This window comes from Kocuria himachalensis, from assembly GCF_054784195.1.
This window is the reverse complement of sequence record NZ_BAAGPL010000024.1, coordinates 87,196-106,574: the sequence shown is the minus strand read 5'-3', so window position 1 is coordinate 106,574 and position 19,379 is coordinate 87,196. Positions and strand designations below refer to the sequence as shown.

Genomic DNA, 19,379 nt, shown 5'->3' with positions numbered 1-19,379 from the left:
GTCGGTCAGAGCAGGCCGTGCTCCGCGAGCTGCCGGGAGATCGACGCGCCGTCGTTGCCCTCGATCCAGAGGGTGCCCTCGGGGATGGTCACCCGCCGTTCCTCGTTGACCAGCGGGGTGCCGGCCAGCACGGCCTCCGCCGGGGACAGGTTGCGGATCACGATGGCGGCCACGTGCTCGGGGTAGCGGTGCACGAAGCCGCTGTAGATCTCGGGGTCGTGCTGGCCGTCGTCGCCGATGAGGATCCACCGCACGTGGGGGAAGTTGCGGGCCAGCCGCTCGAGGTTCTGCACCTTGTGCGCGGCCCCGGCCCGGAACCACCGGTCCGTGGTGGGGCCCCAGTCGGTGAGCAGCAGCGCCCCGGCCGGATAGGCGTTGCGCGTGAGGAAGCGGCGCAGGGTGGGCGCCACGTTCCACGCCCCCGTGGAGAGGTAGAGGAACGGCGCCTCGTGGTGGCGGTGCAGCAGCCGGTCCATCATGACCGCCATTCCCGGAGTGGGCGTGCGGGCGTGCTCGTTGAGCACGAAGGAGTTCCAGGCCGCCAGCATGGGCCGGGGCAGGGCCGTGACCATGACGGTGTCGTCGACGTCGGAGACCACCCCGATCCGCTGCTCGTCGGCCACGACGAACACGCGGGCCTCGACCGTCTCGGAGCCCTCCGTCTGCATCCACACGGTGTGCTCGCCCGGGGCCAGGGACACCTGGAGGTCGACGTCGACCACACCGCCCCTGTCGGCCACCAGGTGGAACTCGAACTCGTCGATCCAGACGTTGATGTGCGCGAAGGCGATGGGCACGGCCGTGAACGAGCGCCAGCCGCGGATGGACTCGGCGCTCTCGTCGGTGGACTCGATGAGTCCCCGGGTCTTCAGCAGGGCCCGGCCCAGGACCCGCACGTGGTGCTGGGAGCCGTACCCCTCGAAGGCCACCATGACCGGGATGTCACCGCGGGCCTCGGCGCGCCGCTGGCGGAACCGGTGGAGCCGCTGCTCGAGGCGGTAGCCCACGTTGATGGCTTCCTCGGTGACCTGGTCGACGGTCTGCTTCAGCTCCGAGCTGCTGGTTTTCTTGGCCATGCGCCCAGTGTTCCACAGCGCACACCCAGGATGCGGCGGCGCCCGCGGGGCGGACCGGGCCTCCGGTCCGCCCCGCCCCGCGGGCGCGCTCCGTCCCGCGGGCTGGTTCTCGATCCGGCCGCCGGGGGTCGAGCACGTGCCCGGCGGTCACCCCGGCATCAGTTCTTGATGTAGCCGTTGGGGTTGAGCACGTACTTGGTGGCGGCCCCGGCGTCGAACTCGGCGTAGCCCTGCGGCGCCTCCTCCAGCGGGATGGCCTTCGCGTTGACGGCCTTGGCGATCTGGATCTTGTCGTGCAGGATCGCCATCATCAGCTGCCGGTTGTACTTCATGACCGGGCACTGCCCGGTGGTGAAGGACAGCGACTTCGCCCATCCGGTGCCGAGGCTGATCGACAGGGAACCCTTCTTCGCTGCCTCGTCCACCGCTCCGGGGTCCCCGGTGACGTACAGGCCCGGGATGCCCAGCGCCCCGCCGGCGGCGGTGATGTCCATCAGGGAGTTGAGCACGGTGGCCGGGGCCTCGTGCGAGGCGTCCTTGCCGTGCCCGCGGGCCTCGAAGCCGACGGCGTCCACGCCGCAGTCGACCTCCGGGACCCCCAGGATCTGCTCGATCTGGTCGGCCGGGGCGCCCTGGGAGACGTCCACGGTCTCGCAGCCGAAGCTGCGGGCCTGGGCCAGGCGCTGCTCGTTCATGTCTCCCACGATCACCACCGCGGCCCCCAGCAGGTGCGCCGAGGCCGCCGCGGCCAGGCCCACCGGCCCGGCACCGGCGATGTAGACCGTGGACCCCACGCCCACTCCTGCCGTGACCACGCCGTGGTAGCCGGTGGGCAGGATGTCGGAGAGCATGGTCAGGTCCATGATCTTCTCCAGGGCCTGGTCCCGGTCCGGGAACTTCAGCAGGTTCCAGTCCGCGTAGGGCACCAGCACGTACTCGGCCTGACCACCGACCCAGCCGCCCATGTCCACGTAGCCGTAGGCGGAGCCCGGCCGGTCCGGGTTGACGTTGAGGCAGATGCCGGTCTTGCGCTCCTTACAGTTGCGGCACCGGCCGCAGGAGATGTTGAACGGGACGGAGACGATGTCCCCGACCTGGATGAACTCGACGTCCGGCCCGCACTCGACGACCTCGCCCGTGATCTCGTGACCGAGGACCAGGTCCGTCGGGGCAGTGGTGCGCCCGCGGACCATGTGCTGGTCCGAGCCGCAGATGTTGGTGGCCACGGTCCGGAGGATGACTCCGTGCGGGACCTTCCGGCCGATGTTGGCCGGGTTGATCCCCGGCGCGTCCTTGAGATCGAACTCCGGGTACTCGGTGTCGATGACCTCGACCTTGCCGGGACCCTTGTAGGCAACCGCTCTGTTCCCTGCCATCATGACCTCTTCCGTGGTGGATGTCCGTCACGGGCGTCCGCAGCAGGTCTCCACCACCGACGCCCTCGTCTCCGACGGAACTCGTCACGCTGTAGCCCTGGGCTCACTGTGAGCCAGGTCACGGAGAACGGCCGCCGGTTGTGCTGACGCTAACAGGACGCGTCAACGAGCGGAAGGGAGAGCAGCTGAGAAAACGAAAAGCGAAAGAGCCCGCTCCGCGCGATGCGGAACGGGCTCTTTCGGCCTGGTGGAGCTGAGGGGACTCGAACCCCTGACCCTTTGCATGCCATGCAAATGCGCTACCAGCTGCGCCACAGCCCCAGGTCGTTACCTCGGAGACATTATCACAACCTCGAATGAGTCCCTCTCGGCACCCGTTTCCGGTTGATCCAGCACCTCGCTGGGCAACGCATTCATAGTAGGCAGTCGATCAGGCTCCAGGCAAATCGTCGGCGGCGGGGGCCGGAGCAGCCTGGCCCGTGACCGGCCCGAGGTCCACCACGGGGCTGTCCCGCCACAGCCGCTCGAGGGCGTAGAACGCCCGGTCCTCGTCGTGCTGGACGTGGATGACCACGTCGCCGTAGTCCAGGAGCACCCAGCGCCCCTCGGAGCGGCCCTCGCGGCGGATCGGGCGAAGCTCGAGCTGCTCGACCAGCTTCTCCTCGATCTCGTCGACCACGGCGTTGACGAGCCGCTCGTTGGAGGCGGAGGCGACGAGGAAGGCGTCGGTGATGCCCAGGGCCTCGCTCACGTCGAGGGCCACGATGTCGTGGGCCTGCTTGGCGTCGGCCGCGGCGGCCGCGACCCGGAGGATGGAAAGGGAGAGATCGTTGACAGTCAAGGAGGATCCTTTCCCGGCGAACCGGAGGTTCCGTCCCCTGGGGACGGATGGAAGTGGACGAGTGGTGCAGGAAGGTGTGGTGCGGGACAGCAGGTGGTGCGCTCAGAGCACGAAGAGCACGAGCACGACGGCGAGGGCCGCGAGCACCGCTAGCAGCAGGACCCACCAGGCGCTGCTCGCGCGGCGCCGGTACTCCCGCGGCTCGAGCAGCTCGAGCCCCTCGGCGGTGCTGGCCGGCACGGGCGCGGCCGGCGGCTCGTCGTCGGCCCACGACCCCGCGGGCTCCGGGGCCGGTTCGGGCGGAGCCGCCGGTGGGTCGTCGGCGTGCCCCGGCTCCTCGTGGCCGGCAACCGGGGCGGGCGACGTGGAGGCGTGGGAGCCGTGGTGCTCGGCGTCCGTGGGCGCGACGATCTCGATGTGCGTGAGCGCGGCCAGGTCCTCCGGAGCGAGCCGGTTGCTGAACAGGGCCGGGTCGACGTGCACCGGGTCGTGGGACACGTGCCCGTCCGGCCCGCCCGGACCGCCGCCATCGGGGAACACGACGGTGATCTGCTCGAGCAGCTCCTGCTGGTCCTCCGGCGGGGCCGACGGACCCGGTGCGGAGGAGGACGGTGCGGAACCAGGCGCCGCGGTCTCCGGGACGACCGGCTCCTGGACGGCGGTGCCGGTGCCGGGGTCGGCCTGCGCGGCCCCGGCCTGGGCGGCGAGCTCCGCGAACCGGCGCTGCTTCTCGAGCAGCTCCGGATCCCCGGGGCTGCCGCCGGCCTCCTCGAGCTCGCGGGTCCGCTCCGCCAGCTCACGCTGCAGGCGGGCCAGCCGCCGGGGCCCGAGGGGCTTGACGGGGCGGACCGGCACGGCTTCACCGCCGAGGTCGATGATGGGGGCCGGCCCGGCGGGGGGCGGCGCCGGGGTCCGGTCGTCCGGTGCGGCGCCGTCCCGCGCGTCGTCCTCGCCGGCCATCAGGGCGCCTTCGCCGAGACACCGCGGGCGCCGACGTGGTCCGGCGCCGTCTCGTCCCCGGGGCCGAGGTAGAGGCCGTACTTGTTGATGTACTGGACCACGCCGTCGGGCACGAGGTACCAGACGGGCTTGTGCTCGGCCACCCGGGTGCGGCAGTCCGTGGACGAGATCGCCATCGCGGGCACCTCGAGCAGGTTCACGCCGCTGGACCCCACAGGTGCGGCGAGGTCGTGGCCCGGCCGGGTGACGCCGACGAAGTGGGCGAGCTGCCAGAGCTCTGCGGCGCCCTTCCAGGTCAGGATCTCCCCCATGACGTCCGCGCCCGTGATGAAGAACAGGTCGGCCTCCGGGCGCTGGTGCTTGAGGTCGCGCAGGGTGTCGACCGTGAACGTGGGACCGTCGCGCTCGATGTCCACCCGGCTGACCGTGAACCGCGGGTTGGAGGCCGTGGCGATCACCGTCATGAGGTAGCGGTGCTCCGCGGGGCTCACCGCCCCGGCGGCCTTCTGCCAGGGTCGCCCGGTGGGGACGAACACGACCTCGTCGAGGTCGAACTCCCCGGCCACCTCGGACGCGGCCACGAGGTGGCCGTGGTGGATGGGGTCGAACGTCCCGCCCATGACGCCGAGGCGGGTGCGGCCCGGCGTCCGGGGCGGGACGGCCGTGCCCGTGAGGGGCAGGTCCCGGGTCCGGGCGGCGGTGTCCTGCGAAGCGGTCGTCACGACGGTGGGGTTCCCCGGCTCAGCCGTGGCGCTTGGCGGCGTACTCGTCGAGCATGGCCCGCTCGTCCGCGGGCAGGTCGGCGGGATCCTGATGCTGGCCGACCTCCGGGCTGAGCCCGCGGTTGGCGAAGGAGAGCGTCACCACCATGAGTCCGATGAGCACGACGAACACGGAGATGCCCCAGACCTCGGGGGGGACTCCGGCCTCGGCGGCGGCGTGCCCGCCCTCGGCGGCGGCGAGGACGGTGGTGACGGTCTGCTGGAACATGGGGATCCCTTCTGGCGCCGGCGTCGCGGCGGGTGGTCGGTGAGCGGCCCGTGCCGCCTCGGCCGGCGGGCCCGGACGGCTCTCATCGTACTGAATCCGCGGCGGGCCCGCCGCGTCCGGGACTCAGGAGCGGACGTGCCCGTCGCCCTGGACGATCCACTTCGTGGTGGTCAGCTCCTCCAGGCCCATGGGTCCGCGTGCGTGCATCTTCTGGGTGGAGATGCCGATCTCGGCCCCGAGGCCCAGCTGGCCGCCGTCGGTGAAGCGGGTGGAGGCGTTGACCATGACCGCGGCGGCGTCGATCTCGGCGACGAACCGCTCGGCGGCCGCGAGGTCGTTGGTCACGATCGCCTCCGTGTGCCGCGTGGACCACCGGTCGATGTGCTCGAGCGCCTCGCCCAGGGAGTCCACCACCTTCACGGCGAGGTCCATGGACAGGTACTCGGTGGCCCAGTCCTCGTCGGTGGCGCGCAGGTGGTGGCTGCCGGCCGGCAGCATGGTCTCGGCCCGCTCGTCCACGTGCAGCGTGACGCCGGCCCGGTCGAGGGCCGCCAGCACGGCGGCCCCGTGCTCGAACCCGCTGTGCATCAGGAGGGTCTCCGTGGTGTTGCACGTGCTCGTGCGGTGGGTCTTGGAGTTGACGACCACCTTCACAGCCATGTCCTTCGACGCCGAGCGGTCGACGAAGACGTGGACGTTGCCCTCACCGGTCTCGATGACGGGGACCTTGGCGTTCTGGACGACGGACTGGATCAGCCCGTGCCCGCCGCGCGGGATGAGGACGTCGACCTTTCCGCGGGCCGCCATCAGCGCGTTGGCGCCCTCGCGGCCGTACTCGTCGACGCTCTGCACGGAGTCCACGGGCAGCTTCACGTCGGCGAGGGAGTCCCGGATGATGCCCACGAGGGCACGGTTGCTCTCCTCCGCGGCCGAGCCGCCGCGCAGCAGCACCGCGTTGCCGGACTTCAGGGCGATGCCGGCGATGTCCACGGTCACGTTCGGGCGGGCCTCGTAGATGGCTCCGACCACGCCCATCGGCACGCGCACCTGGCGCATCCGCAGGCCGTTGGGCAGGGTGCTGCCGCGGACGAAGCCGCCCACGGGGTCGGGCAGGGCGGCCAGCTCGCGTAGGCTCTCGGCCAGGCCGGTGATCCGCTCGGCGTCCAGCTTCAGCCGGTCCAGGAGGGCCGTGGAGGTCCCGTTCACGCGGCCGCGCTCGAGGTCCCTGGCGTTCGCGGCGAGCACCACGTCCTGCTTGCGCTCGATGCGGTCGGCGATGGCGAGCAGCGCGCGGTCCTTCCAGGCCCGGGTGGCGCGGCCGAGCACGCGGGCGGCGTCCCGGGCGTCGTCGGCCATGGCGGCGACACCGGCGACGGGGTCCTCCCCGAAGGTGGCGACAATGCCGTGGTCGGACACGACCGCCTTGCCGGTCGGGCGGGTGGCTTCGTCGGTGGTCACGGAATCGTGTGCGGCGGAAGTCATTTCGTCAGTTTAGTCCGTGCGCCGCGGGCCCGCAGAACCACGAGGTTGTCCACGTGCACGAGCTCCCGGCTGTAGTCGTCCCCGAGCTCCTCCGCCAGCACGGAGGTGGACTTGCCGAGCATCGGCGGGATCTCGTCCGAGGAGTAGTTGCTCAGCCCGTGCGCGATCTCCTTGCCCTCCTGGTCCCGCAGCGAGACGGGCTCCCCCGCCTCGAAGGTGCCGGACACGCCGGTGACCCCGGCGGCCAGCAGGGAGTTGCGGTCGCGGATCGCCTCGACGGCGCCCGGGTCCAGGGTCAGGGAGCCCTTGATGTCCGCGAGGTGGGCCAGCCACAGCAGCCGGACGTTGCGGCGTCCGCCGGAGGTCGCGAACCAGGTGCCGACGTCCTCGCCGTCCAGGGCGCGGGTGATGTTCTGCGCCGAGGTGACGAGCGCGGGGATGCCCGAGGCCGCAGCGATCCGGGCGGCCTGGACCTTGGTGACCATGCCGCCGGAGCCGACGCCGGCGCGGCCGATCGACCCGATCTGCACGCCCTCGAGGTCCTTGATGGGGTCGTTGACCACCGGGATCCGCTCCCCGCCCTTGCGGGGGTCCATGGTGTAGAGGGCGTCGACGTCGGAGAGCAGCAGCAGGACGTCGGCCTTGATTAGGTGGGCGATCAGGGCGGCGATCCGGTCGTTGTCGCCGAACTTGATCTCCTGGCTGGACACGGCGTCGTTCTCGTTGACGATGGGCAGCACGCCGAAGTCCAGGAGCCGCTCGATCTGGCGGTGGGTGTTCTTGTAGCTGCTGCGGCGCATCAGGTCCTCCGCGGTGACCAGCACCTGGCCCACGGTGACGCCGTAGCGGGCGAAGGACTCGATGTAGCGGCCCATGAGCAGTCCCTGGCCCACGGCGGCGGCCGCCTGCTTGCCGGCCAGGTTCTTGGGCCGCCGGGACAGCCCCAGGGGCGCCAGGCCCGCCGTGATGGCGCCCGAGGAGACGAACACGATCTCGATGCCGCGCGCCTTCGTCTCGCCCAGGGCGTCCACGATCATCCGCACGGCCTGCTCGTCGATCGAGCTCTCGATGGACGTCAGCGAGGACGAACCGACCTTGACCACCACGCGGTGGGCACGCGGGATGTCATCCCGGCGCTCGATGGGACTGCGCCGGTTCTTGCCGCGGTTCTCGCTGCTGAGCTGGACCGCGGACTTCTCCGCGACCTCCTCGAGCTGCTCGACGTCGATCGCTTTCGTCTGCTCGTTCATCCTGGGCGTCTCCCTCGTCCGGTGGGCGTCGTCGGTGTGTCGGGTCAGTCGGTGTGTCGGGTCAGTCGGTGTGCCGGGTCGGTCGGTGTGCCGGGTCGGTCGTCTGGCCGTGGCCGCGGGGCGTCCCGTGCGTGCGGGCGCGGTCCGCCCCGCGGGTGCGCTCAGTCGTCGTCGGTGCCGGGGCCGCCCGCGGCCTCGCCGCGCCGGGCGTCGACCGACTCGGTCCACACCCCGGCGGAGCGCTCGGCCTCGAGCTCGGCGCGGGCGGCGGCCTTGGCGTCCTTGCGGTCCTGGTACTGCTGGCGCTTCTGCTCGCGGGTGGGACGGTCGATGTCGGCGAAGCGCAGGTCGGTGCCGCGGGGCCCGGCCAGCAGCTCGGCGCCGCCGACCATGGTGGGCTCCCAGTCGAAGACCACGCCGTCGTCCTCGGGGCCGATGAGCACGGCGTCGCCGGGCCGGGCGCCCTGCTTGAACAGCTCCGTCTCGACGCCGAGCTTCGCGAGCCGGTCGGCGAGGTAGCCGACGGCCTCCTCGTTGTTGAAGTCCGTCTGCAGGATCCAGCGGTCGGGCTTCTCGCCGCGCACGTGCCACAGCGGCTCGAGGTTGCGCTCCTCGCGGGTGATGGTGAACTCGGGGCCGCGCACCCCCTTGGGGCGCAGCACGACCCGCGGGGCCTCCGACGGGGCGGGATGCGCCGCCCGGGCCTCCTGCACGACCTCGCCCATGGCGAAGGTCAGCGGCCGCAGCCCCTCGTGGGAAGCGGTGGAGACCTCGAACACGCGGTAGCCGCGGGACTCGAGCTCGGGCCGGACGAACTCGGCGAGGTCCCGGGCCTCGGGGACGTCGATCTTGTTCAGCACCACGAGGCGGGGCCGGTCGTTGAGGGGCACCGCCTGTCCGCCGTCGAGGTCGCCGTCCACGGCGTAGCCGGCGAGCTCCGCCTCGATCGTCTCGAGGTCGGAGACCGGGTCGCGCCCGGGCTCGAGGGTGGCGCAGTCGAGGACGTGGACGAGCGCGGCGCAGCGTTCGACGTGTCGGAGGAACTCGAGCCCCAGGCCCTTGCCCTCGGAGGCGCCGGGGATCAGCCCCGGGACGTCGGCCACGGTGTAGCGCACGTCCCCGGCCTCCACCACGCCGAGGTTCGGGACGAGCGTGGTGAACGGGTAGTCGGCGATCTTGGGGCGGGCGGCGCTGATCGCGGCGATGAGGCTGGACTTGCCGGCGGAGGGATAGCCGACCAGGGCGATGTCGGCGATGGACTTCAGCTCCAGGACCACGTCGCGGCCCGAGCCCGGCGTGCCGAGGAGCGCGAAGCCGGGGGCCTTGCGCTTGACCGAGGCCAGCGCGGCGTTGCCCAGCCCGCCCTGCCCCCCGGGGGCGGCCACGAACTCGGAGCCCTGTCCCACCAGGTCGGCCAGGACGTTGCCCTCCTGGTCCTTGACCACGGTGCCGTCGGGGACGGACAGGACGAGGTCCTCGCCCTTGTGCCCGTGGCGGAGGTCCCCCTTGCCGGGTCCTCCGTTGGGGGCGGACTGGTGGGGGGCGTGGTGGTAGTTCAGCAGCGTGGTGGTCTGACCGTCCACGCGCAGGATTACGCTGCCGCCGTCTCCCCCGTTGCCACCGTCCGGCCCGCCGAGCGGCTTGAACTTCTCGCGGCGGATGGACACGCAGCCGTGCCCGCCGGAGCCGCCGGAGACGTGCAGGACGACGCGGTCGACGAAACTGGCCACGGGGAACTCCTCTGGTTCAAGAACGGTCGGGCCCGCGCACGGGCCACGTTAAAACTGTAGAGGGCGGGCGCTGGACGCACCCACCCTCTACAGACCAAACATGGGTGGTGCGGGTCGGGACCCGCACCGGGGCCGGCTGGGCCGGCCCTGTCGACTACTCTGCGGCAGCCTGGATGTTGACGACCTTGCGGCCCCGGCGGGTGCCGAACTCGACCTGGCCGGCGGCCAGGGCGAACAGGGTGTCGTCGCCACCGCGGCCGACGTTCAGGCCGGGGTGGAAGTGCGTGCCGCGCTGCCGGACGAGGATCTCGCCGGCGTTGACGGTCTGGCCGCCGAAGCGCTTCACGCCGAGGTACTGCGCGTTGGAGTCGCGACCGTTGCGAGTGGAGCTCGCGCCCTTCTTGTGTGCCATGAGGTGTGCCTACCTTCGGGTCTTTACTGGCTGGTGGAGTCTGGACGGGGACCGGGCCGGTCAGGCGTCGATGCCGGTCACCTTCACGGTGGTCAGCTCGGCACGGAAGCCCTGGCGCTTCTTGTAGCCGGTCTTGTTCTTGAACTTCTGGATGGAGATCTTGGGACCGCGGAGGTTCTCGACGATCTCGGCCGTGACCTTGACGCTCGCCAGGGTCTGGGCATCCGAGGTGATCTTGTCCCCGTCGACCAGCAGCAGGGCAGGGAGCTCGATGGTGCTGCCTGCTCCGCCGGCGACGCGGTCAAGGGTAACGAGGTCTCCGACGGAAACCTTTTCCTGGCGGCCGCCAGCGCGGACAATCGCGTACACCACTTGGGAACTCACTTCTCTCGACGTCATGTGTAAACAGTGTGGGTCGAGCGCATACCTGTCAGGACCAACGACGTTGAGACGAGCTGTCGGTGACCGGCCCGTGGGACTAGGCCGAGGTCAGCGCAGGTTCGCCGCAATTCAGGAACTGCACCCGCATGTGCCGCCAGGTGGGGTGTCGAGTTTTTACACGCGCGCACCGGCATGGCACCGAAGATCAAGACTACTCGATCCGGTCAGCACCCGCCAACCGGCGCTCCGCCACCGGCGCGGCGAAGAAGTCCCGCTCGAGCGCGCAGGCCTCCAGGAACACCTCCCGCATCCGGTTCCGGACGTCCGCCGGGGCCTCGCGGGCGGCGTCGTCGAGCAGCCGGCGGGCCGTGCGGGTGGCCTCCTGGAACCCCTCGTCCGCGTAGGTGGCCAGCCAGTCCGCGTAGGGGTGCTCGTCGGGCCCGCCGGCCGCGGCGAGCTCGCCCAGGTGGCGTCCCACGTCCGCGTAGACCCAGTAGCACGGCAGCACGGCGGCGAGACCGACCGGGTAGGGCTCCGCCGCGGTGGCCGCGAGCAGGAACGTGGTGTAGCGCCGCGTCACCTCGCCGAGCCCGTCCCGGCCACCGCCGTCCCCCGCGTGCTGCAGCCGGGCCCGGTGCAGCTGCGCCTCGGTCTCGGTGCAGGCCACGGCGCCGGCCGCGAAGAACAGCCGCTGCTCCTCGTCGGGCGCCCTGGCCGCCAGCAGGGCGAGCGCCCGGCTGTAGCCGTCGAGGTACTGCAGGTCCTGGTCGAGGTAGGCGAGGAAGCGGTCCGGCTCCAGCCGGCCGTCGCCGAGGAGGCGGACGAACTCGAGCTCCTCGATCTCGCGCCGCACGGCCGCGGAGGCCTCCCACAGCTCGTCGCTGAACCGCTCCGGCGCCGTGCCCCAGGCCTCGAGGGCGTCCTGGACGTGGTGGAAGTGGTGGACGGGACCGCTCCCGTGGCCGACCGAGAGCTCCCCGGCGGCCTCGAGGGCTCCGCGCAGCCAGTCCCGGGCGATCCGCAGGCTCCGGGGCCAGTGCCCGTGCCGCACCTGGAGCGTGGCCAGGGCCGAGGAGAGGGAGCACCCGGTGCCGTGGGAGTTCTGTGTGGGCACGCGGGCGCCGTCGAACGCCACGAGGGGCTCCGGGCCGTCCGGGCCCACGAGGGCGTCGGGCGTCCGGTCGCCGGCGAGGTGCCCGCCCTTGACGAGCACCAGGGTCCCGTGGGCGCGGGCCACGCGGTGGCCCTGTGCGAGGGCCTCCTCCCACGACGGCGCCGGGTCCTCCTCGGCGAGCACGGCGAGCTCCTGCAGGTTCGGGGTGATCAGGTCGGCGAGGCCCAGCATCGAGCGCAGGGCGTCCTCGGCCTCGCGCTCCAGCAGGCGCCCCCCGGAGGTCGCGACCATGACGGGGTCCAGGACCACGACCGGCGGCCGGTGGGTCCCGAGCCACCGGGCGACGGCCTCGATGACCGGCACGGAGCCGAGCATCCCGATCTTGACGGCGTCGATCTCGACGTCCTCGGCGACCGCGTCGAGCTGGGCGGAGAGGAACTCGACCGGCGGGACGTGGATGGAGCGCACGCCCACGGTGTTCTGGACGACGACGGCGGTGACGGCGCTCATCCCGTAGCCGCCCATCGCGGCGATCGACTTGAGGTCGGCGTGCTGGCCGGCGCCGCCCGTGGGGTCGGTGCCGGCGATGGCCAGGACTCGGGGCACGCGGGCGGTCACCGGGCCACCTCCTCGGCGGGCAGGGCGGCGAAGGCCCGCACGTAGCGGGCGGCCGCGGCCTCGGGATCGGGGGCGGCGCAGATCCCGGAGACCACGGCCAGCCCGGCGGCGCCGGCGGCGCGCAGGGCGGCGGCGTCCCCGACCTCCACCCCGCCGATGGCCAGGCAGGGCAGGGTCGTGCGGCCCGCGGCGCGGGCGAAGCCCTCGACGCCCAGCGGCTCGGGGTGGTCCGGTTTCGTGCGGGTCGCCCGCACCGCCCCGACCCCCAGGTAGTCGACCGTCCCGGCGGGCAGGGCGGAGGCTGCGTCGAGCTCCTCCGCCGTGGCGGCGCTGAGGCCGAGCAGGGCGTGGGGCCCGCAGATCTCCCGGGCGAGCGCCACGGGCAGGTCCGACTGACCGACGTGCACCCCGGCCACGGGGGCGCCGGCCGCGCGGGCGGCGAGGTAGACGTCCGCGCGGTCGTCCACGAGCACGGGCACCTCCCGGCCCACGCGCTCGGCGACGGCCGTGAGGAGGGCGACGAGCTCGCGGACCGGGGCGTCCTTCGCACGGACCTGGACCATCGTGGCGCCGCCGCGGACGGCGGCCGCCACGACGTCCGGGACCGTCCGGGGCGAGCTCAGGGCGGTGTCGGTCACGAGGTGCAGGGCCAGGGCGGCGGGGTCGAGGCGCGGGCTCACCGGGCGCCCTCCTCGCGCACGAGCTCCGCCCCGGCGGCGACCCGCTCCGGCGTGACGGCGTGCAGCCGGTCCAGCAGCGCCACGGCGAAGGAGCCTGGCCCGCCGGAGTCGGCGGCCGCGTCCTCAGCCGCGAGGGTGTACACCGTGGTGGCGGCCACCGCCGCCGCGGCCGGATCCGCGCGCACGGCGGTGAACGCGGCCATGAGGGCGCCCAGGGCGCAGCCGCCGCCGGTGATGCGGGTCAGCAGGGGCGTGCCGTGCGGCACGCGGACGACCGTGCCGTCCGGGGAGCGCACGAGGTCCACGGGCCCGGAAACGGCCACCGCCGCCCCGGCCCGCTCGGCGAGCGCCGCGGCGGCGTCCCGGGCGGCGTCCACGCCGTGGGTGGCGTCCGTGCCGCGGCCTCCGGCGCCGCCGGCGAGGGCGATCACCTCGGAGGCGTTGCCGCGCACGATCGCCGGCCGGAACCCGAGCAGGTCGCGGGCCAGCGCCGTGCGCACGGGCAGGGCGCCCACCGCCACCGGGTCCAGGACCCATGCCCGGCCCGCGCGGAGCCGGGCCCCGACGGCCTCGTAGGCGGCGCCGCGCTGCTCGGCGGTGGGCGTGCCGGTGTTGACGAGCAGGCCGTCGGCGAGCTCCGCGAAGACCCCGCCCTCGCCCTGGATGTCGGTCATCGCCGGGGACGCGCCCACGGCGAGCAGCACGTTGGCGGTGAAGTTGGTGACCACGGCATTGGTGATGCACTGCACGAGCGGCGCCGCGGCGCGCAGGTCCTCCAGGGCCGCGGCGGCGTCCTCGGCGAGCGCGGGGTCCGGCGGCGCCGGCCTCCCGGCTGCTCGTGTGCGGGCGGACGTGGGTACGGCATCGCGCATCTGCGACATCCCTTCGCTAGTACTGGCTAGATCAGGTTCGACGGGTGTGTTCTCAGCCGCTCGTGCGGCACCCCGTGTCAGGTGTCCTGCCAGTCTAGTCGGCGTGGGAACGGGACGCGGACGGACCCCGGCCGCCGGCTCAGAACATGCCGTTGGCGTGCGCCATCCGCTCGGGCACCGGTTGGGCCACGCCCCAGTGCTCCACGATCCGGCCGTCGTCGAGGCGCCAGAGGTCGTAGCAGGCGACCGTGCCGGCGGCTCCGTCACCGCGGTCGCCGCCGGGGGAGGCCTCCGCGACGGTCAGCACGAAGTTCCCCTCGCCGACCACCCGGCGCAGCCGCCGGTACGCGGGCTGCGGGCCGTCCGGCGCGCGGACGGTGTGCTCGGTGCAGCCCCGGGGGCTCATGTGGTCCTGGACGGCGTGGCGGTCGCCCGCGACGAGGGCGGACTCGACCCACTCGGCGGCGATGCGCTTGTTGTCCTGCGTCCGCTCGTGGTCCGTGACCTCGACGGGGCCGTCGAGCTGGGGGCGGGCGCCGTCGGAGTCCGTGCGCAGGGGCTCGAAGGCGTCCCAGTGCTCGGCGATCCGCCCGTCGTCCACGCGGAACACGTCGAAGCCGACCAGGGGCTCCGGGCCGAGTCCCGCGTAGGCCGAGTGGGCGACCACCGTCCCGTGGTCGTCGAGCACCCGGACGAGGTCCACGCGGAAGTCGTCGGGCATGCTGCGCACGAACTGTCTGAGGCCCTCGCGCCCGTCCGGCGCGAGCGGCGAGTGCTGGACGAAGTCCTCCGTGTAGTGGCGGTCCACGGCCGACGGGTCCCGGCGGACGAAGAGGTCCGTGCCGGCTGTGCGGATGGTGTCTGCACTGGTCATGGCGATGCTCCCTGGAACGGGCGGCCGCTCTCCCCGGCGGACGGGACGGCGGCCCCGGGTGTGCTGTGGTGCGCACCACGGTACGCCGCCGCACGGGGGCCGGGCAGGCCGGGACGGTCCGTGACGGTCCGCGACGACGGAGGACCCCGACCGTGCTGGTCGGGGTCCTCCGTGGTCCTGCCCGGCGGGGCGGCTCAGCCCCGGTCGGCGGGCCTGCCGCTGGTGAGGTCCTCGGCCTTGACGCCGACGCCGACGACGGTCGGTGCCCGCCGGGAGGAGTCCTGCGGGGAGCGCTGGGCGACGGCCTTGGCCTCGTGCCGAACGCCCTCCGCGGCGGCCGCCTGGCCGGCGGTCACCTCGGCCTCGCCCGGCCGGGCCGCCGGGGCCGAAGCGCGCCGGGAGCGACGACGGGGCCGCGCCGGCTCGGTGCTCGCCTGCTCCGGAGCCGCCGGCGGGGCGGGAGCCTGCTGCGCCGCGCTCGCCCGCGCCACGGCCTCCTGCGCGGCTGTCTCCCGTGCCATGGCCTCCTGCGCGGCGGTGACCGCCTCGGGGGTGACCTCCTCAGCCGTGGCCTCCTGGGGAACGGAGCCGGCGGACGGCTCCGTCTGCCCGAAGACCTCCGCGAGCGAGTCCAGGCTCAGCGGCCGGGCCTCGGCGGGCTCCTCGACGACGGCGTGGCCCTGCGGCAGCTCGATGACCTCGCCGTTGATCGTCAGGCGCGATCCCGGCTCGGCCGGTGACCCGTCCGCGGGCACCTGGTCCGGTGCGGCCGGGGCGGGGCTCTCCCCCGCGTCCGGCTGCTGCTCGGCGGCGTTCTCCGCACCTTGTCCGCGGCTGCGGCTGCGCTTGCCGCGACGCTTCTTCCGGGAGCGCCCCGAGCCCTCGGGCCGGGACTCCGCCGGCTGGGCGGTCTCCTCGGGGAGCTCCGCCGTCTCCGCGGCGGTCTCCTCGTGGTGGGTGGCGGCGGCGATCGTCGCGAACGCCGTCCGCGCGGCCTCGGCCTTGGCCCTCTCCGCGGGATCGGGCTCGGCGGACCGCTGCTCCGTCCGGGCCGGTTGCTGCTGCTCGCTGCGGCCCCCGCGTCCGCGCTTGCGCTCCGTGCGGTTCGGCCGCTGGTCGCGGGACTCGCCCGTGGCGCCGCCGGAGCGGCCCTCGAGCGGGTGGTCGTGGACCACCACGCCGCGACCGGCGCAGTGCTCGCACGGCTCGGAGAACACCTCGAGCAGGCCGGTGCCCATGCGCTTGCGCGTCATCTGCACGAGGCCCAGCGAGGTCACCTCCGCCACCTGGTGCTTGGTGCGGTCGCGGCCCAGGCACTCCACCAGCCGGCGCAGCACGAGGTCCCGGTTGGCTTCGAGCACCATGTCGATGAAGTCGATCACGATGATCCCGCCGATGTCCCGCAGCCGCAGCTGCCGCACGATCTCCTCGGCCGCCTCCAGGTTGTTCTTGGTGACGGTCTCCTCGAGATTGCCGCCGGACCCGGTGAACTTGCCGGTGTTCACGTCGACCACCGTCATCGCCTCGGTGCGGTCGATCACGAGCGAGCCGCCCGAGGGCAGGAAGACCTTGCGCTCGAGCGCCTTCTGGATCTGTTCCTCCACGCGGTAGTTCACGAACAGGTCCTCGTCCTCGTCCCACTTCTGGAGCCGGTCGAGCAGGTCCGGCGCGACGTAGGTCACGTACGCCTCGATGTTGTCCCACGCCTCGTCGCCCTGGACGACCATGGTGGTGAAGTCCTCGTTGAAGACGTCGCGGACCGTCTTGATCGTCAGGTCCGGCTCCGCGTAGAGCATCTCGGGCGCGAGCGTCCTCGTCGACCCGGACCGCTCCTGGATCTGCTCCCACTGGGCGCGCAGCCGGTTGATGTCGTGGGTGAGCTCCTGCTCGGAGGCCCCCTCGGCGGCGGTGCGGACGATGACTCCCGCCCCGTCCGGCAGCCGGTCCTTCAGGATCTTCTTGAGCCGGGCGCGCTCGACGTCGGGCAGCTTCCGGGAGATCCCGGTCATCGACCCGCCCGGGACGTAGACCAGGTACCGGCCGGGCAGGGAGATCTGGCTCGTGAGCCGGGCGCCCTTGTGCCCCACCGGGTCCTTGGTGACCTGCACCAGGACCGAGTCCCCGGACTTCAGCGCGACCTCGATGCGGCGGGGCCCGCCCTCGACCCGCGACGCGTCCCAGTTCACCTCGCCGGCGTAGAGCACGGCGTTGCGGCCCCGGCCGATGTCGATGAACGCGGCCTCCATGGACGGCAGCACGTTCTGCACCTTGCCCACGTAGACGTTGCCGATCAGGGAGTCCTGCTGGGTGTGCGAGACGAAGTGCTCGGCCAGGACGCCGTCCTCCAGGACGCCGATCTGGATCCGGTTGTCCTTCTGCCGGACCAGCATCTGCCGCTCGACGGACTCGCGGCGGGCCAGGAACTCCGCCTCGGTGATCACCTGGCGGCGGCGGCCGGTCTGGCGGGAGTCGCGCCGGCGCTGCTTCTTGGCCTCGAGCCGCGTGGAGCCCTTCACGGCCACGACCTCGTCGGCCGTGGCGGTCTCCGCGGCGCGGGGCGCCCGGACGCGGGTCACGGTGTTGGGCGGGTCGTCGTCGCTGCCGCCCACGAGCTCCATGTCGACCTCGCCGCGGCGGCGGCGCCGACGGCGTCGGCTGGTGGCGCCCCCGCCCGACCCCTGTCCGGCCTCCTCGCCCTCGTCGGCGAGCTCCGCCGTGTCCGGCTCCTCGGGACCGTCGCCCGGGTCCTCGGCGGAGGCGTTCTCCTCCTGCTGGCGGCGCCGCGCCTCCCGGCGGCGGGCGGCGCGCTGCTGAGCGGCCTCGCGCAGCTCGTCGAGGTCCGGGGCGTGGAACATCAGCGAGGTCGCCGTCACGGCGGCGGCCAGTGCCGTGCGCGGCTCCCCGTCGTCGTCGGTGTCCTCGTCGTCCGTGTCCTCGCCGTCCGTGTCCTCGTCGGCGTCCGGGGCAGGGTCCTGCCCGGCGCCGCTCGGCGCATCCTCCGCCGGTGCGGACGGGGCCTCCGGGCCCAGGTCCTCGGCCTCGCCGGCGGGCTCCACGCCCTCGGCGGCCTCCTCGGCACCGGGGGTGCCGGGTGCGGGGTTCTCGGGCGCCGCGGCCTCCTCGGCCACCGCACCGGGGCGCTCGTCGCCGGGCACCGCGGTCCCGGGCGCGACGTCGAGGGTGTCGGTCCCTGCGGTGTCGCCGGTGGCCGGCGCAGTGTCCGGCACGGGCTGCGCGGCCTCCGACAGCCCGTCGAGGACGTCACCCGGCGCCTGGGCCGGGATCTCCGGGGCGGCGTCCGGCGCGGCCTGCGACGGCTCGTCGAGGACGTCACCCGGCGCCTGGGCCGGGATCTCCGGGGCGGCGTCCGGCGCGGCCTGCGACGGCTCGTCGAGGACGTCACCCGGCGCCTGGGCCGGGATCTCGGGGGCGGCGTCCGGCGCGGCCTGCGACGGCCCGTCGAGGTCGTCACCCGGCGCCTGGGCCGGGATCTCGGGGGCGGTGTCCTGCACCGTTCCCTCCGCCGCCGGGAGGTCCCGGCGTGCGTCATCCGATGTGTTCTGCTGACCAGCGTCCAGAGCGTCCTGCGCCCCGGCCTGGTTCACCTGTTCGGCATCCATATACAGCTGTGCTCCTGCCGCGGTACGCCGTCCGTACCCGGTCCCCGCAACGGCTTGGTCGGCGTAACGCCGGTGGGGGTCCACGCGGCGGCCAGAAGTCCTGTGCGTACCCGTCGCGTCCCGCACACCCCGCGAACGGGCGGGGACGGCAACGAGCCAGTCCGGGGCTTCGAGCCGTTGCTCACGAGGGCAACGGTCTTGAGCCGGCGGCGGACGCGCTCAATCCGATGAGAGCCGCGGGTCCTGCCGACCTGGGGTCGAAGTCCGACTGGGCCGAGATCCCGCGTACGGGCGGGCTCGACCGTGGCCAGTATCTCACAGACGTCCCGGTCCGGGCCGGATTGGCCTCGTCACGGCTTGCGACCCTCCCGCGCGGGTCCGGGAGAGCTCCGGGGCCCATCGCCTAGGATCGGCGTGTGACCTCCCCTCCTCCCACCCTCGACGACTCCCCCGCCGTGTCCCACGGCCACGACGCCCGGGCCGACCGGCGCTGGGGCGTCGTGGCCCTCGTGACCGCCCTCCTGGGCTTCTACGGCGCCGCCACGCTGGTGTACGAGCGGCTCCAGCTCTTCCTCGACGCCGGTCACCGCACCAGCTGCGACATCAACTCGTGGCTGTCCTGCGGCACCGTCATGCGCACCCCCCAGGCGGAGGCCTTCGGCTTCCCCAACCCGTTCATCGGCATCGTGGCCTACGCGGTCGTCGTGGCCGTGGCGCTCGCGGTGCTGGCCGGCGCCCGGTTCGCCGCCTGGTACTGGTGGGGGCTGCAGGTCGGGGTGACCCTCGGCTGGGTCTTCGTGCTGTGGCTGTGGTGGCAGACCACCTTCGAGATCAACGCCCTGTGCCTGTACTGCATGCTCGTGTGGGTGATGCAGACCGTCCTGCTCGTGCACACCACGGCCCGCAACCTGCGCGCCGGGGTGCTGCCGGCGCCCACCGGCGTGGCGCGCGGCGCCGGCCAGTGGGCGTGGTTCGTCTCCGCGGCTCTGCTCGTGCTGATCTTCGGGACGGTGCTGGTCCGGTTCGCCGGGGTCATCTTCCCGGCCTGAGCCCGCCCGGGGCCGCCGCTTTCTTGGACGCGGCACGGTCCCGGCCACCGACGA

17 protein-coding genes, 1 tRNA gene and 1 riboswitch are annotated in these 19,379 nt (G+C 73.3%); of the genes, 1 reads left to right on the top strand and 17 read right to left on the bottom strand.

The genetic code is table 11. From position 1 onward, the window contains the following. Window positions 1–5: 5 nt before the first annotated feature. The 17 genes from ACYVM4_RS16670 to ACYVM4_RS16590 form a co-directional block, all read right to left on the bottom strand. Window positions 6–1,076 (bottom strand): App1 family protein, encoded by a 1,071-nt coding sequence (locus ACYVM4_RS16670; RefSeq protein ID WP_368819969.1) that lies wholly within the window; start codon window positions 1,074–1,076, stop codon window positions 6–8. Between the two features lie 158 nt (window positions 1,077–1,234). Continuing rightward, entirely contained in the window at window positions 1,235–2,452 is a 1,218-nt protein-coding gene (gene fdhA / locus ACYVM4_RS16665) for a formaldehyde dehydrogenase, glutathione-independent (RefSeq protein ID WP_368820150.1), read from the bottom strand. Between the two features lie 245 nt (window positions 2,453–2,697). Continuing rightward, a tRNA-Ala gene (locus ACYVM4_RS16660) sits at window positions 2,698–2,773 on the bottom strand. A 109-nt stretch (window positions 2,774–2,882) separates the two neighbouring features. Beyond that, window positions 2,883–3,293: a ribosome silencing factor gene (gene rsfS / locus ACYVM4_RS16655; protein WP_368819968.1), complete on the bottom strand. Its 411-nt coding sequence runs from the start codon at window positions 3,291–3,293 to the stop codon at window positions 2,883–2,885. 102 nt (window positions 3,294–3,395) lie between these two features. Then, the gene (locus tag ACYVM4_RS16650) at window positions 3,396–4,253 is read right to left on the bottom strand and encodes a hypothetical protein (protein ID WP_460669253.1); all 858 of its coding nucleotides are present in this window, start codon (window positions 4,251–4,253) and stop codon (window positions 3,396–3,398) included. After that, on the bottom strand, window positions 4,253–4,975 hold the full coding sequence (gene nadD / locus ACYVM4_RS16645) for a nicotinate-nucleotide adenylyltransferase (RefSeq protein WP_438612785.1): 723 nt from the start codon (window positions 4,973–4,975) through the stop codon (window positions 4,253–4,255). Before nadD ends, ACYVM4_RS16650 begins: the two co-directional genes overlap by 1 nt. Window positions 4,976–4,994: 19 nt before the next feature. Continuing rightward, window positions 4,995–5,243: a hypothetical protein gene (locus tag ACYVM4_RS16640; RefSeq protein ID WP_368819966.1), complete on the bottom strand. Its 249-nt coding sequence runs from the start codon at window positions 5,241–5,243 to the stop codon at window positions 4,995–4,997. A 123-nt stretch (window positions 5,244–5,366) separates the two neighbouring features. Next, window positions 5,367–6,725, bottom strand: coding sequence for a glutamate-5-semialdehyde dehydrogenase (locus ACYVM4_RS16635; protein WP_368819965.1), 1,359 nt, complete (start codon window positions 6,723–6,725; stop codon window positions 5,367–5,369). Then, complete coding sequence (gene proB, locus ACYVM4_RS16630; RefSeq protein WP_368819964.1) at window positions 6,722–7,975, bottom strand: glutamate 5-kinase; 1,254 nt, start codon at window positions 7,973–7,975, stop codon at window positions 6,722–6,724. Before proB ends, ACYVM4_RS16635 begins: the two co-directional genes overlap by 4 nt. 161 nt (window positions 7,976–8,136) lie before the next feature. Continuing rightward, a complete protein-coding gene (obgE, locus tag ACYVM4_RS16625) occupies window positions 8,137–9,705 on the bottom strand; it encodes a GTPase ObgE (protein ID WP_460669252.1) in 1,569 nt (522 codons plus the stop codon). Window positions 9,706–9,859: 154 nt separating this feature from the next. Further along, the gene (rpmA, locus tag ACYVM4_RS16620; protein ID WP_017834601.1) at window positions 9,860–10,117 is read right to left on the bottom strand and encodes a 50S ribosomal protein L27; all 258 of its coding nucleotides are present in this window, start codon (window positions 10,115–10,117) and stop codon (window positions 9,860–9,862) included. Window positions 10,118–10,177: 60 nt separating this feature from the next. Further along, window positions 10,178–10,489 carry a 50S ribosomal protein L21 gene (rplU, locus tag ACYVM4_RS16615; protein WP_017834600.1) on the bottom strand — a complete coding sequence of 104 codons (312 nt, stop codon included), beginning with the start codon at window positions 10,487–10,489 and terminating at the stop codon, window positions 10,178–10,180. A 220-nt stretch (window positions 10,490–10,709) separates the two neighbouring features. Then, on the bottom strand, window positions 10,710–12,230 hold the full coding sequence (locus tag ACYVM4_RS16610; RefSeq protein WP_460669251.1) for a bifunctional hydroxymethylpyrimidine kinase/phosphomethylpyrimidine kinase: 1,521 nt from the start codon (window positions 12,228–12,230) through the stop codon (window positions 10,710–10,712). Continuing rightward, window positions 12,227–12,910: a thiamine phosphate synthase gene (gene thiE, locus ACYVM4_RS16605; RefSeq protein WP_460669250.1), complete on the bottom strand. Its 684-nt coding sequence runs from the start codon at window positions 12,908–12,910 to the stop codon at window positions 12,227–12,229. Before thiE ends, ACYVM4_RS16610 begins: the two co-directional genes overlap by 4 nt. Beyond that, a complete protein-coding gene (thiM, locus tag ACYVM4_RS16600; RefSeq protein ID WP_460669249.1) occupies window positions 12,907–13,782 on the bottom strand; it encodes a hydroxyethylthiazole kinase in 876 nt (291 codons plus the stop codon). Before thiM ends, thiE begins: the two co-directional genes overlap by 4 nt. Beyond that, window positions 13,774–13,867: riboswitch (TPP riboswitch) on the bottom strand. It overlaps the preceding gene by 9 nt. 54 nt (window positions 13,868–13,921) lie before the next feature. Then, complete coding sequence (locus ACYVM4_RS16595) at window positions 13,922–14,656, bottom strand: nuclear transport factor 2 family protein (RefSeq protein ID WP_460669248.1); 735 nt, start codon at window positions 14,654–14,656, stop codon at window positions 13,922–13,924. Window positions 14,657–14,850: 194 nt separating this feature from the next. Continuing rightward, window positions 14,851–18,276: an Rne/Rng family ribonuclease gene (locus tag ACYVM4_RS16590; protein WP_460669247.1), complete on the bottom strand. Its 3,426-nt coding sequence runs from the start codon at window positions 18,274–18,276 to the stop codon at window positions 14,851–14,853. A 416-nt stretch (window positions 18,277–18,692) separates the two neighbouring features. Between ACYVM4_RS16590 and ACYVM4_RS16585 the strand changes: the two genes are divergently transcribed. Further along, window positions 18,693–19,325, top strand: coding sequence for a vitamin K epoxide reductase family protein (locus ACYVM4_RS16585; protein WP_460669246.1), 633 nt, complete (start codon window positions 18,693–18,695; stop codon window positions 19,323–19,325). The last annotated feature ends 54 nt before the right edge of the window (window positions 19,326–19,379 follow it).

What these genes read in the sequence shown, in the direction of transcription:
- ACYVM4_RS16670 (WP_368819969.1), bottom strand. Translation starts at nt 1,076, where the DNA reads ATGGCCAAGAAAACCAGCAGCTCGGAGCTGAAGCAGACCGTCGACCAG.
- fdhA (WP_368820150.1), bottom strand. Translation starts at nt 2,452, where the DNA reads ATGGCAGGGAACAGAGCGGTTGCCTACAAGGGTCCCGGCAAGGTCGAG.
- ACYVM4_RS16650 (WP_460669253.1), bottom strand. Translation starts at nt 4,253, where the DNA reads ATGGCCGGCGAGGACGACGCGCGGGACGGCGCCGCACCGGACGACCGG.
- ACYVM4_RS16640 (WP_368819966.1), bottom strand. Translation starts at nt 5,243, where the DNA reads ATGTTCCAGCAGACCGTCACCACCGTCCTCGCCGCCGCCGAGGGCGGG.
- ACYVM4_RS16635 (WP_368819965.1), bottom strand. Translation starts at nt 6,725, where the DNA reads ATGACTTCCGCCGCACACGATTCCGTGACCACCGACGAAGCCACCCGC.
- proB (WP_368819964.1), bottom strand. Translation starts at nt 7,975, where the DNA reads ATGAACGAGCAGACGAAAGCGATCGACGTCGAGCAGCTCGAGGAGGTC.
- rpmA (WP_017834601.1), bottom strand. Translation starts at nt 10,117, where the DNA reads ATGGCACACAAGAAGGGCGCGAGCTCCACTCGCAACGGTCGCGACTCC.
- thiM (WP_460669249.1), bottom strand. Translation starts at nt 13,782, where the DNA reads ATGCGCGATGCCGTACCCACGTCCGCCCGCACACGAGCAGCCGGGAGG.
- ACYVM4_RS16595 (WP_460669248.1), bottom strand. Translation starts at nt 14,656, where the DNA reads ATGACCAGTGCAGACACCATCCGCACAGCCGGCACGGACCTCTTCGTC.
- ACYVM4_RS16590 (WP_460669247.1), bottom strand. Translation starts at nt 18,276, where the DNA reads ATGGATGCCGAACAGGTGAACCAGGCCGGGGCGCAGGACGCTCTGGAC.